At 59.2% G+C, this 13285-nt stretch carries 13 protein-coding genes; all 13 read right to left on the bottom strand.

The window, feature by feature from the left end:
- Positions 1-13: 13 nt before the first annotated feature.
- Complete coding sequence (locus QP093_RS00330) at positions 14-733, bottom strand: MBL fold metallo-hydrolase (protein WP_058236769.1); 720 nt, start codon at positions 731-733, stop codon at positions 14-16.
- A 3-nt stretch (positions 734-736) separates the two neighbouring features.
- Positions 737-2068 carry a DUF349 domain-containing protein gene (locus tag QP093_RS00325; RefSeq protein WP_480295377.1) on the bottom strand — a complete coding sequence of 444 codons (1332 nt, stop codon included), beginning with the start codon at positions 2066-2068 and terminating at the stop codon, positions 737-739.
- 83 nt (positions 2069-2151) lie between these two features.
- Complete coding sequence (locus QP093_RS00320; protein ID WP_285014041.1) at positions 2152-4485, bottom strand: RelA/SpoT family protein; 2334 nt, start codon at positions 4483-4485, stop codon at positions 2152-2154.
- 73 nt (positions 4486-4558) lie between these two features.
- On the bottom strand, positions 4559-5104 hold the full coding sequence (locus tag QP093_RS00315) for an adenine phosphoribosyltransferase (protein WP_070727295.1): 546 nt from the start codon (positions 5102-5104) through the stop codon (positions 4559-4561).
- A complete protein-coding gene (secF, locus tag QP093_RS00310) occupies positions 5101-6207 on the bottom strand; it encodes a protein translocase subunit SecF (protein ID WP_285014040.1) in 1107 nt (368 codons plus the stop codon). The genes QP093_RS00315 and secF overlap by 4 nt, the downstream gene beginning before the upstream one ends.
- A complete protein-coding gene (gene secD, locus QP093_RS00305; protein WP_285014039.1) occupies positions 6204-8045 on the bottom strand; it encodes a protein translocase subunit SecD in 1842 nt (613 codons plus the stop codon). Before secD ends, secF begins: the two co-directional genes overlap by 4 nt.
- A 46-nt stretch (positions 8046-8091) precedes the next feature.
- Positions 8092-8550 (bottom strand): preprotein translocase subunit YajC, encoded by a 459-nt coding sequence (locus QP093_RS00300; RefSeq protein ID WP_285014038.1) that lies wholly within the window; start codon positions 8548-8550, stop codon positions 8092-8094.
- Between the two features lie 152 nt (positions 8551-8702).
- Entirely contained in the window at positions 8703-9731 is a 1029-nt protein-coding gene (ruvB, locus tag QP093_RS00295) for a Holliday junction branch migration DNA helicase RuvB (RefSeq protein ID WP_285014318.1), read from the bottom strand.
- Position 9732: 1 nt separating this feature from the next.
- On the bottom strand, positions 9733-10326 hold the full coding sequence (gene ruvA / locus QP093_RS00290) for a Holliday junction branch migration protein RuvA (RefSeq protein ID WP_285014037.1): 594 nt from the start codon (positions 10324-10326) through the stop codon (positions 9733-9735).
- Positions 10327-10361: 35 nt separating this feature from the next.
- The gene (gene ruvC / locus QP093_RS00285; protein ID WP_058236777.1) at positions 10362-10991 is read right to left on the bottom strand and encodes a crossover junction endodeoxyribonuclease RuvC; all 630 of its coding nucleotides are present in this window, start codon (positions 10989-10991) and stop codon (positions 10362-10364) included.
- On the bottom strand, positions 10982-11575 hold the full coding sequence (pdxT, locus tag QP093_RS00280; RefSeq protein ID WP_058236913.1) for a pyridoxal 5'-phosphate synthase glutaminase subunit PdxT: 594 nt from the start codon (positions 11573-11575) through the stop codon (positions 10982-10984). The genes ruvC and pdxT overlap by 10 nt, the downstream gene beginning before the upstream one ends.
- 7 nt (positions 11576-11582) lie before the next feature.
- Entirely contained in the window at positions 11583-12506 is a 924-nt protein-coding gene (gene pdxS, locus QP093_RS00275; RefSeq protein ID WP_058236778.1) for a pyridoxal 5'-phosphate synthase lyase subunit PdxS, read from the bottom strand.
- Positions 12503-13267 carry a YebC/PmpR family DNA-binding transcriptional regulator gene (locus QP093_RS00270; protein WP_285014036.1) on the bottom strand — a complete coding sequence of 255 codons (765 nt, stop codon included), beginning with the start codon at positions 13265-13267 and terminating at the stop codon, positions 12503-12505. Before QP093_RS00270 ends, pdxS begins: the two co-directional genes overlap by 4 nt.
- Between the last annotated feature and the right edge of the window lie 18 nt (positions 13268-13285).

The raw sequence follows: 13285 nt of genomic DNA, 5'->3' as shown, positions 1-13285 counted from the left end.
TTTTACTCTGTGTCTAGCCTTCGCGTCGTGCGCGCGCAACGTACTGATTGGTCTGAAGTTCGTGTGCCCACGTCGTCAGTGGCCCGTGCCCCGGGATCATGACCGTTCGCGGATCAATGGCGTTGGCCATGGTGCGAAGCGTATGTTTCATTTGGCGTTCGTCTCCACCGGGCAGGTCGGTGCGTCCAACCGACCCGGCAAAGATCACGTCAGCACTCAGCGCCCACGGAATTGGATCGTCATGCTGCCACAGGATTGTGCCCTCGTGGTCCGCGATATTGACGTCGCACTCCCCCAGGAACAATGCCGACCCCTCTGTGTGGCCTGGCGCAGGAAGCATCTGCAGCCAGATGCCGGGCTGGATTTCGAACGTGTCAGAAGGCACGTCGCGCAGATCTTCCGGCTTGTGCCACGTCAGGTCCATGCCGCTCGGTTTCATCGGCAGATACGACATCGGGTCATCCATGCGGTATCTGTCAGGGCCAGGGATCCACACCGGTGCAGGCGCGTCAGGTGCCCATGAGGCCACCTCGTGAGCATCCCAGACATGATCAGGATGACCGTGAGTGCACAGAACGGCGCCCACCTGAGCATCAGCGCGATCCAGTGCCCCGCGGATCTGGTCGCACACACCTGCCGACGGGTCAACCACTACGACGTTCGCTTCTGCGTCGGGCTGAAGCACGATGCAGTTAGCCCCGAAAAACGGGGTCGGTATGACAGTGATGAGCACGCGTCACTCCATTGACGAGCGGATCTGATCCAACCACGCAGTCTTCGTTGCCAGTGTTTCGCGCAACGACTGTACCTGATCGGAATTTCCGGCGCTTTCGGCCTTCTCGATGTCGGCTTTCAGTCGGTCGAGCTGGTCTTCCAGCTGCCCCAGCATGCCTTCGGCGCGGGCACGTGTCTCCGGGTTCGAGCGCTTCCACTCGCGTTCTTCAGCCTGGCGCACCGCATCCTCCACGGCGCGCATCCGGCCTTCAACCTGGCCGACGTGGGCCGATGGCACGCGGCCAATCTCATCCCACTGGTCCTGGATGGCGCGCAAACGAGGCTTGACAGCGTCCATGTCTTCGATCGGCAAGAGCGCCTCGGCCTGCTCCAGCAGCGCTTCCTTGGCCTTGAGGTTTTCTTCAGATTCGGCATCTGCTGCTTCATCCTTGGCGCGGCGCGCATCGAAGAACACCTGCTGCGCTGTCCTGAAACGTGCCCACAACGCATCGTCTTCCTTGCGAGACGCGCGAGGCGCTGCCTTCCAGCGATCCATCAGGTCCCGGTAGGCCGACGAGGTTGGCCCCCAGTCCGTTGAATTCTGAAGGGCTTCAGCTTCAGCAATCAGCCCTTCCTTCACGCGACGCGCCTCAGTCTGCTTCTGGTCAAGTGCCGAGAAGAACTGGCGACGATGACGGTCAAAAACAGTGCGTGCACTGGAAAAACGCTTCCAGAGCTCATCTTCGGTGGATTTGTCCAGGCGTGGCCCCTTGCGCTGTAAAGTCTTCCACTCTTCAAGCAAGTCACGCAGTGCCTGTCCTGAATGCTTCCAGTGGGTGCGTTCTGGGTCCTGTTGAGAAATTTCTTCGGCCCGCTCGACCACGCTGGTGCGATCTGCAATGGCCTGTTCGCGAGCAGCCTGGCGCTCGGCCTTGGCTTGAACCTTGCGCTCCTCACCAGCCTGAGCGGCCTTGTCGACGCGCTCACGCAACGCGGGTAGGTCACCGATTGCTGCCGGCTCCGCAACGGCCTCACGCAGCGTGGCTACGGTTTGGTCGATGTCGCGTGCCCCCAGGTGAGGCAGACGGTCTTCAAAAAGGCGGATCGTGGCTTCCAAGTCGCTGTAGCGCCGCTCGTACAGTTCGAACGGGTTGTCCGGAGCGCCCTCCGGGTAGGATCCGATGAGGCGTTCGCTCTCACCGTCAGTGACGTAGATATTTCCTTCAGTGTCCATTCGCCCGAACTCGGTACGAGCAGGTTCGGATGCGGTTTCCGGGGAGCCAGTGGATGGCTGCTGTGGATTAGGCGAGATAGTCACGATCTTCCTTCTCGGGACGTGGATGGACCGATCCATCCGTGCGCGGTTATGTGTCTTGACTGACACTTCCTTATCCTACGCAAAATCACGCTCGAGGGGCGAACTGTCGGTCTCCTCGTTCACGATTCGTCTGCACGGGATTCACGCGCACGTTTCCGGGTGCCCGTCACGCGACGCGCCTCAAAAACACCATCAACACGTCTGAGAGCAGATAAAACGGCGTTCAGATGTGCCATGTCCGCAAGTTCGAATGTGAAGCGCGTAGAGGCCACCTGGTCAGCCGACGTCGACATTGATCCGGTCAGAATATTGACCGAATAATCCGACAGGACCTTCGTCAGATCCGACAGCAATCCAGCCCGATCCAGCGAACGCAATTCAATTTGGACGCGGTACTGCGCGTTCGAACGGTTCGTATCCCACGAGACATCGATGAGACGTTCAGGGTGGAGCTCTTCCAGACGGGCTGCGTTCAAACAGTCACTGTGGTGGACGGAAACACCTTGCCCACGTGTGATGAACCCCATAATTGGGTCGCCGGGCACCGGCGAACAGCATCGGGCCAGCTTGACCCAGATGTCATTGGAACTCATTCCAGACACCACGATGCCCACATCCGAGGTCGCCTTGCGTGTGCGCGTATCGCCTGGTGTGATGCCTTCAGCAAGCGTCTCTTCAGTGCCGGCTCCCCCGCCCAGGTTCTCCACCAGTTTGGACACGACATTGTGGGCGGACAGGTGGTTCTCTCCTACTGCCGCGTACAGACCCGACACGTCCTGGTAACCCAGGTCAGTTGCCACCGACAGGATCGATTCATGATTCATCAGGCGCTGCAGAGGCAGGTTCTGTTTGCGCATCGCGCGCGCCAGTGCTTCCTTGCCGGCTTCGATGGCTCCCTCACGGCGTTCGCGCGAGAACCACGATTTGATTTTCGATCGTGCACGAGGGGACGCCACAAATGCCAACCAGTCATGAGACGGGCCGGCCTTTTCTGACTTCGAGGTGATGATTTCACACGTGTCGCCCGATTCCAGCTGCGTATCAAGAGGAACGAGGCGGGCGTTGACGCGTGCACCGACAGTGTGATGGCCGACTTCGGTGTGGACGGCGTAGGCAAAGTCGACGGGTGTGGCGTGTGCAGGCAGCACGACAACTTCGCCTCGCGGGGTGAACACGTAGACTTCTTCACCGGCAATTTCGTAGCGCAGCGAGTCGAGGAATTCTTCCGGGTCGCCTGTTTCCCGTTCCATTTCCACCAGAGCGCGCAACCAGTTCATCTGCTCATTGGTGCTCATTGCGTCGGACGTGCCCGATGTTGCGTTCGGGTTCTCCTTGTACTTCCAGTGAGCGGCTACGCCATTTTCGGCACGCTCGTGCATCTCATATGTGCGTATCTGGATTTCCACCGGCCTGCCGCCCGGCCCGACCACCGTCGTGTGCAGCGATTCGTAGAAGTTGAACTTCGGCATGGCGATGTAATCCTTGAACCTGCCCGGAATCGGATTCCACCTGCCGTGCATTGCGCCCAAAACGGCGTAACAGTCTTTGACACTGTCAACAAGGACTCGCACCGCCACCAGATCGAAAATCTCATCGAACGCTTTGCCGCGCACAATCATCTTCTGGTAGATCGAATAGTGGTTCTTCGGGCGCCCGCCGACCGTTCCGCGAATTCCGGCGCGCCGCAGATCCTCTTCGATCTGCGCGATCACGTCACGCAGGTAGGTTTCGCGGCGCGGTGTGCGCTGCTGAACAAGCCGGTCAATCTCCTCGTAGATTTCCGGCAGCATCGTCTTGAATGACAGCTCTTCAAGCTCCCACTTGATCGTGTTCATGCCCAGGCGGTGAGCAAGCGGCGCATAAATCTCCAGCGTCTCTTTCGCCTTGCGTTTGGCGGATTCAGGCGAGACGTACTTCCACGTGCGCGCATTGTGCAGGCGATCTGCAAGCTTGATCAGCAACACGCGGATATCCCGACTCATCGCCACGATCATCTTGCGCAGTGTCTCGGACTGGGCTGCGGTGCCATAGCGGATCTTGTCAAGCTTGGTGACACCGTCGACCAGCAGTGCGATTGACTCACCAAAGTCAGCGGTGAGCTGCTCAACCGTGTAATCCGTGTCCTCAACCGTGTCATGCAGCAGCGCCGCCACCAGCGTTGGCGTCGTCATGCCCATTTCAGCCAGAATCGTCGCCACTGCGACGGGATGAGTGATGTACGGTTCGCCAGATGCGCGTTTTTGGCCTCTGTGGTGAACTTCAGCCGTCTCATAGGCACGCTCGATAATTGAGATATCTGCTTTCGGGTGGTTGGCGCGCAAGGCACGCACCAATGGTTCAATCTCAGGTGCGGTCGTGCGCCCTCGCGAACCAAACCAGACCAGTCCCGACCGCACAAAGGACCCTGCCGACGGCGCTTTCGGCCTGCTCGGTGGTTTAGTTCTCTCACTCACACAGTCATCATAGGCTCAGGCGCGCCCCCACGTGTGAGGAAGCGCGCCTGAGCTGGAAAGTTACCGGGTGATGTCAGACAGACAGTGCCACTGCAGACTGCACATCCAAGCCCTCAAGCTTGTCTCGGCCCTTCAATTCCGTCAGTTCCAGGAGGACCGCCACACCTGCAACCTCGGCCTTGCACTGCTCAAGCAGATTCACCGAGGCACGTGCCGTGCCGCCGGTCGCCAGCACGTCGTCAATGATCAGGACGCGTTGTCCCTCTACGACAGAGTCCGGGCGAAGCTCCATGCGAGCGATGCCGTATTCGATGGAGTAATCCTCACCGATCACCGGTCCGGGCAGTTTGCCGGCCTTACGAATCGTGATCATACCGATGCCCATACGTGTCGCCATCGGTGCAGCCAGGACGAAGCCTCGTGACTCCAGGCCTGCGATAGCGTCAATGCGTCCCTCGTAGTGCTCGCAGAGCAGATTGATAGTTTCCTGGAACGCCGGGCCGTTGGCCAGCAGCGGTGTGATGTCGTGGAAGAGGACGCCTTCCTGCGGGAAACCGGGGACGTCACGCATATTGTCGACGACCAGTTTCTTGATGCGCCTTCCGAGTTCTTCTGTCATTTGCGCTTACGCTTCTTTCGTTGAGGTTGAGCATCATTGCCAAGACGGTGCCCCGGGATGACCGGTCGCGCCGCCACAGCTTGTACCTGAGCACTGTCAGATGTTGGGGCGTGGTCACCCTCGTCAGTCGAATCGATTGAGCGTTGCCTGGCGACGATGGTGTTGTGTTCACGGGCGCGTGACCGATGCTCCTCCAGCATGACCAACAGCGGCGAGGCGATAAATATCGACGAGTAGGTACCCACAATCATTCCGACGAACAGTGCCAGAGCAATATCCGTCAGCGTGCCCGCACCCAGAAGAACAGTACCGATCACGAGGATCGCTCCCACCGGCAGAAGTGCGACAACGGAAGTGTTAATGGAACGCACCATCGTCTGGTTGACGGCGAGATTGACCAGTTCGCCATATGTGTAGCGCTTCTGCTCCCACACATTCTTCGTCAGGCCGCGCACGTTGTCGAAAACGACCACCGTGTCATACAGGGAGTATCCCAAAATGGTCAGGAAGCCAATGACGGTTGCAGGTGAGACTTCGACTCGAGTGATCGCGAAGAACGCGACGGTCAGGGCCACGTCGTGCAGCAGAGCCGTCATAGCAGAGATTGACATGGTCCACGAGCGGAAGTACACCGTCATCAAGGCGGTGATGACCGCCAGGAAGATGACCAGAGACTGCAGTGCCTTCCCGGTAACGTCTTTGCCCCATGACGGGCCGATCGACGAGGACTGGACATCATCTGTGGATATATCGTATGCCTCTGCCAGCGCGTCGCGAACTTGCGCTGTCTGGTTGGGGTCCAGTGACGGTGTCTGGACGCGGATACCGTTCTGACCCAGATTCGACACGCGCACGTCGGTCACGCCCGCGGATTTGGCTGCATCATATGCAAGCTGCTGTTCACTTTGGCTAATGCCGATCATGGAGAATTGCGAACCACCGGTGAATTCGATGGATTGACGCAGTCCCAGCACTGACACGAGGAGCGCACAGACAACCAGCGTGATGCCGGCCGCGTACACGAAAATCTTGCGGTTCGGGACGATCCGATAGGATTTCTCGCCCGCATACAGGGCGTTTCCCCACTGGGCGTAACTTCTCATCGTGCTTCCTCCTGCTTAGCCGCAGCGGCTTGTTCTCGGCGCTGCTCAGCAAGCGATTTACGGGTGCCGACCGCTGTGCTCCCCGATGGCGTTGATACTGACTTCGTCTTGCGCACATCAGTGCGTGCACGCGCCGCGTAGATGGCACTGGACTTTGCACCGAGGTGTTCGGGATCCAAACCGGACAGCTTGTGGCCTTCACCGAAAAATGGGATGCGGATGAACAGCTCCATCATCGGGTGCGTGAAGAAGAAGATCACCGCAAGGTCAACCACCGTCGTCACGCCCAATGTGAAGGCGAATCCCTGCAGGCCACCCACCGCGAGCATGTACAGCACCACGGCGGCCACGAGGTTCACCGCGTCCGAAATCATGATGGTGCGTTTGGCCCGCTCCCATCCTTCGTCGACGGCTGCCACGAGCGGGCGACCGTCACGCACCTCGTCGCGGATGCGTTCGAAGTAGACGATGAACGAGTCAGCGGTGACGCCAACTGCAACGATCAGGCCAACTACGCCAGGCAGTGAGAGGCGATATTCCATCAGCCATGACAGCAACGTGATGACCAGGTAGGTGATCACGCCCGCCATCAGGAGTGAACCGATCGAGATGATCGACAGGCCTCGGTACTGCCAGATCATGAACAGGACAACCAGGATCAGACCGATCAGACCGGCCCACAGGCCCTTGGCCAGGTGGTCGGATCCGAGCGTTGCAGAGATCTGCTGCTCGGACTGGACGGTGAAGTCCAATGGCAGTGAACCGAAGTTTAGCTGATTGGCCAGTGCCTTGGCACTGGTTGGCGTGAAATTACCGCTGATCTTGGCATGACCGTCAGTGATTGCTGCATTCATCGACGGTGAGGTAATCACCCTATTGTCAAGGACGACTGCGAAGCGGTTACGCGTGGGATCAGAATTCTGGAAGCCGACCAGACGAGTTGACGCTTCCTTGAATGCTTCGGTACCGACTGAGTCGAATTCGAGGCTCACAACCCACTCGCCTGTTGCCTGCCCCGTCTGGTTGTAGTCCATTGCGGCCTGGGCTGAATTCAGGTTCTCACCTTTGACATCGATCGGGCCAAGCAGGAATTTTTGGGTTCCGTCATCCGAGCACGTGGCATAAGGCTTGTCGGGATCACCGGGAGTGGTCTGGGTGCGTGCCTCAGTCGACATGCAGTCCAGGGTCAGGAAGTCGAACACGACCTGCTCGGTCATCCATGCCGAGTCCGAGTTGTTCTCCGGTGTGGTCGCCGGCTCGGTGCTCAGTTTCCCATCCTTATCCTGGTCGGCAGCCTGGCGGGCCTCATCCTCGGACATGGCTGTGGACACAAGGGTTTGCGACTGCGGCTGGTCGGCTGCATCTCCAGACTGCGCGCTGCCGGCTCCCGACTGGCCGGAATCGCCGCTTTGAGCCGCTTCCAGTTGTTGCCTGGGTGCAACTGCGGCACCGACCTGCAGCACTGGACGGAAGTCCATCTGAGAAGATGAGCGGATCAGATTCAGCGTCTCCTCTGAGGGACGGCCAGGCAGCGAGACCACAATGTTGTTCGAACCCATTGAGGTGATTTCCGATTCGGAGACACCCGAGGCGTCCACGCGGTTACGGATAATGTTGATCGCCTCAGTGATGTCCTCATCAGTGATGTTGCGGTCGTCTTCGCCTGTCGTATTCGGCGTCAGAATCAGCTGGGTTCCACCTTCGAGGTCCAGAGCCAGCTTCGGATGGAGTGATGCACCTTGAGTTGCGCGTCCGATCAGCAGTGCTGCGATGCCGATAGCGATCACAACAAAGAGCGCGACAAGTGTGCGCACCGGGCGACGTTTCTTATTAGCCACAGTGATGGAGTCCTTGGTCAATGAAGTCGATGAATGGATGAATGAATTAGATGACGGGCGGAATATCGTCCTTGTTGCGGTTCTTGTCCCGCTTATCCTCGTCCTTAAGATCCGCTGCGAGCGTGTCGCCCTCGTTCACTGACGAGGGTGTCTCAGGTTCGATGGGATCATACCCAAGTACAGCAGGCTCATCTTCTTCCTCGGAAATGGCTTCTTCGATGTGATCAGCTGATTCCGTGGCGAAAGGTGGCTCGCCGACTTCGCGGATGACGGAACGTTCCCAGTAAGTTTCGGTGCCGTCCGACGTTTCCAGGATGACGATGTCGCCATCCTGATCCACGTAGCGTCCCCAGAACCCTACGGCGGTCTTCACCCATGCACCGGGCACCATCTGTTCGCTGATGATCCGTTGCTGTTCTTCCTGCTGTTTCGCCATTTTCTTGCGAGCGCGTGATGAGAACCAAAACATCACAATCAGCATCAACAACAGCGGCAGCCAAAGCATTAACGAGCCGGTACCTTGCACGGGGAAACCTCTTCATCCTCGACAAATCTACGTATATGACAGCACCGTGACAGTACACGGCGCCCGTTGCAGTCTACCTGTTCGTCTTCTCGATCGCGACGAACGGCGCCACTGTGCGTGCTACCTCACGTTTAAATCAGCGTGTCCTGATCGCTCGGAGGGGTCAGATTCAGGTGTGACCATGCTTTCGGTGTAGCTGCACGGCCGCGTGGGGTGCGAACAATGAACCCCTGCCTCATCAGGTACGGTTCAGTGACAGTTTCAACGGTTTCAGCTTCTTCGCCCACGGTGATAGCCAACGTCGACAGCCCCACCGGCCCTCCGCCAAAGCGCACGCACAGTGCTTCGAGGACGGCGCGATCCAGTCTGTCCAGTCCCGACTGGTCCACTTCAAACAATGCCAGTGCTTCACGCGCCGATTCCAGTGTGGGTGTTCCGTCCCCATGCACCTGCGCGTAGTCAAGTACGCGGCGCAACAGACGGTTTGCAATACGTGGCGTGCCGCGTGAACGGGAGGCGATTTCATGGGCTGCCTCATCGCTCACCGACACTCCCAGTAGCCCTGCCGACCGGTTGATGACCTGAACCAGGTCCTCTGTCTCGTAGAACTCCAGGTGCCCGGTGAAGCCGAAGCGGTCGCGCAGCGGTGCAGGCAGCAGCCCGGCACGCGTGGTCGCGCCCACCACTGTAAACGGTGGCAGTGTCAGCGGAATCGACGTGGCGCCCGGACCTTTGCCAACGACCACGTCGACACGGAAGTCTTCCATCGCCAGGTAGAGCATTTCTTCAGCGGTGCGTGCCAGGCGGTGAATCTCGTCGATAAAGAGGATGTCGCCCTCCTGCAGGCCAGACAGGATCGCGGCGAGGTCGCCAGCGTGCTGGATCGCAGGTCCGGAGGTTAGGCGCAGTGAGGATCCCATCTCCTGCGCAATGATCATCGCCAGGGTTGTCTTTCCCAGTCCAGGCGGTCCGGCCAGGAGCACGTGGTCGGGTGTGACAGAGCGACCGATCGCTGCTTTCAACACCAGTTCGAGCTGTGTGCGCACGCGCGGCTGACCCACGAATTCGCTGAGGTGTTTCGGACGGAGAGCAGCTTCAGCTGCGCGCTCCAGTTCCGTCGCATCGGGCGCGACAATGCGCTCAGACAGGTCGTCATCCATCTCATCCACGGGTGCCTCCCAGCTTGATCAGTGATGCGCGCAGAAGGTCGGATGCCCCCATCCCCTGCCCGGCAAGTGAGTCGACTGCTTTTCGGGCAATCGCCTGTGTCCAGCCGAGCTGTACCAGTGCAGCGGTGACTTCCTCGGTCACTTCATCACTGTCGGGTTCGCTGGGTACATCTTCAGCGTGTGCAGCGGGCCCCAGCTTGTTCCCAATTTCAAGGACGATCCGATCAGCAAGTTTTGGCCCCACTCCGGGGATCTTCCTGATTTGTGCGCTGTCTTTTTGGGCGAGGGCGTCGCGCAGCTGGTCGGGTGTGAGAACTGCCAACGCCGCCAGGGCGATGCGCGGTCCCACTCCGGAGACGGTGCGGATCACGGTGAACACGTCTTTCTCGTCACGCGTCGGGAAGCCGAACAAAGTGATCGCATCTTCCTTGACATCCATGACGATGTGGAGCGTGACCTCATTGCCACGGATCAGGCTGTGCGCCGTTGGTGGAGTGACCTTGACGGCCCATCCAATTCCACCGTTGACCACAGTGACTTCATCCAGGCCGATGTGCTCAACCGTTCCAGTCAGCAGTGCGATCACCGTTATTCCTCCTCGCTACGAACATCTGTTCCATCTTAGCGGCGATGCCAGCGCGGATCGACCGCACCCGTGCGGTGTTGCGTCGCCTGAGCTTCTGCCCAGATCTGCTGAGCCCGTGTCATGGTGCCCTTGGAGGAGACTTTGCCTGACAGGGACACGGTAATCTGAGAATCATCCCCCGCGCCGAGCAAGCCTGAGCCTCGCCAGGCGTGACAGATTGCAATTGCAAGGGCGTCAGCCGCGTCTGCTGGCTTCGGCGGAGTATCGAGGCGGAGGATGCGAGCCACCATGTGCTGCACCTGCGCTTTCCCGGCGGTGCCAGAACCGGTGATCGCTGCTTTGACTTCTGACGGTGTATGGACTGCCATTGGCAGACGTGCCTGCCCGACACATGACATGGCCACGCCCATCACCTGCATTGTGGTGGTTACTGACTGAAGGTTGTCCTGTGCGAAAACCCGTTCAATGGCCACCACTTCAGGCTGAAAGGTCTCAATGGTGTGCCGGATCTCCTGGGCAATGGATGCGAGGCGAAAATGGGTGGCCAGACTGGTTTTGGTTCTGGCCACGCCCACGTGAACCAGCGCCGCTGCGCGTGACGCATCAACATCGACCACTCCGATTCCGCATCGGGTGATGCCCGGGTCAATCCCCATTACGCGCATTGGTCAACCATCTGCACGAAGAGAGAATGGATCCGGTTGTCTCCCCCAATTTCAGGGTGGAATGATGTCGCAAGGCAGTGCTCGTTACGCAGTGCGACAATCGGCCCGTCAGCTTTGTTGTCGGCACGCGCCATGACGCGAACAGATTCTCCGACCGTATCGACCCATGGAGCGCGAATGAACAATGCCCGAAATGGCGTGTCAAATCCATCCACCTCCAGGTCTTCTTCATGGGAGTCGACCTGCCGGCCAAATGCGTTACGTCTGACAGTCATGTCCATTGCGCCCAATGCGATCTGGTCGCTGCGCCCGTCAAGAATAGTGCTGGCCAGCATAATCATGCCGGCACAAGTCCCCCACATCGGCATTTTCTGATCCACAGCCCCATGCAGTCCTTCGTCCATACCTGTGGCATGCATGAGGATAGACATGGCGGTTGACTCCCCACCGGGAATAACCAGGCCGTCGATCTGTGTCAACTGGTCAGGGTGGCGCACATACACAGCGCGGGCGCCGGATTCTTCCAGCGCCCGCACATGTTCTGAGATATCACCTTGAAGCGCGAGTACGCCTATGGTTCTCACGCTGGTGTCACCATCCGCGCTCAGCCAGGCGGTGGTCAACCGGCAAATCGTCAACGTTGATGCCGACCATCGCTTCCCCCAGTCCGCGTGAGACTTCCGCAATGGTGTCAGGATCGTTGTAAGCCGCTGTTGCGCGCACAATCGCGCTCGCGCGCTTAGCCGGATCACCGGACTTGAAGATACCGGATCCAACGAAGACACCCTCGGCACCCAGCTGCATCATCATCGCGGCATCCGCAGGAGTGGCGATGCCGCCGGCGGTGAACAGGACGACAGGCAGGCGGCCTTCTCGTGCCACCTCTGCGACCAGTTCATACGGTGCCTGCAGTTCTTTCGCTGCCACATACAGCTCGTCCTCGGGCAGCGAGGTCAGGTGCTGAATCTGGTCACGGATCTTGCGCATATGCGTCGTCGCGTTCGACACGTCACCGGTGCCGGCCTCGCCTTTGGAGCGGATCATGGCCGCGCCTTCACTGATGCGGCGCAGAGCCTCACCCAGGTTGGTCGCACCGCACACGAACGGCACGGTGAACTTCCACTTGTCAATGTGGTGCGAGTAGTCAGCCGGGGTCAGCACCTCGGATTCGTCAATGTAATCGACGCCGAGGGACTGGAGCACCTGCGCTTCCACGAAGTGTCCGATGCGGGCTTTGGCCATGACGGGGATGGAGACGGCGTCAATGATGCCGTCGATCAGATCCGGGTCTGACATGCGGGCCACGCCGCCCTGGGCGCGGATATCCGCGGGGACGCGTTCGAGTGCCATGACGGCCACGGCACCGGCGTCTTCAGCAACCTTCGCCTGCTCAGGGGTGACGACGTCCATAATGACGCCGCCTTTGAGCATTTGCGCCATTCCACGCTTGACGCGGTCGGTTCCGACCTGGCGTCCTTCGTCGGTGGGTGTGGCAGCAGAGGGATTTTCGCTCATTCCTCCTCCTGTTCAAGTTGAGCGCGAACTTCATCGCTCAGTGACATGTTGTGGTAGACGTTCTGCACGTCATCAGAATCTTCGAGGGCGTCCACGACACGCATAACCTTGGTGGCACCTTCAATGTCGAGTTCCACCTGTGTCGAGGCAACGAACTGCGCCTCAGCAGAGTTGTAGTCAATTCCTGCATCCTGCAGCGCGGTGCGCACAGCGACCACCTCGGTCGGCTCACAGGAAATGACGAAGACGTCTCCTTGCTGGGCGACATCTTCGGCACCTGCATCGAGTACGGCTTCCATGATGGAATCCTCATCCACACCGTCGGCCTCCGGCACCTCGACGATTCCGCGACGGGAGAAGAGGTAGGACACCGAGCCGGGGTCAGCCAGGTTGCCACCGGAACGGGTAAATGCCAGGCGTACATCTGATGCCGCGCGGTTGCGGTTATCGGTCAGACATTCGACCAGAATCGCAACACCTGCGGGACCGTAGCCTTCGTACATGATGGTTTCGTACTCAGCGCCACCGGCTTCTGCACCGGAGCCACGCTTGACAGCGCGATCAATGTTGTCGGCCGGAACGGAGTTCTTCTTCGCCTTCTGGATGGCGTCATACAGCGTGGGATTACCTGCGGGATCTCCTCCACCTGTGCGGGCTGCCACCTCAATGTTCTTGACGAGCCTGGCGAAGAGTTTTCCACGCTTGGCGTCGATGGCTGCTTTCTTATGCTTTGTGGTTGCCCACTTGGAGTGTCCGGACATGAATTCTCCCCTTGGGTA

Origin of the sequence: Pauljensenia sp. UMB10120 (genome assembly GCF_030212035.1) — a bacterium.
In the GTDB taxonomy this organism is placed as follows: domain Bacteria; phylum Actinomycetota; class Actinomycetes; order Actinomycetales; family Actinomycetaceae; genus Pauljensenia; species Pauljensenia radingae_A.
Note: the sequence above shows the minus strand (reverse complement) of the source record. Positions and strands in the feature narration are given on the sequence as shown.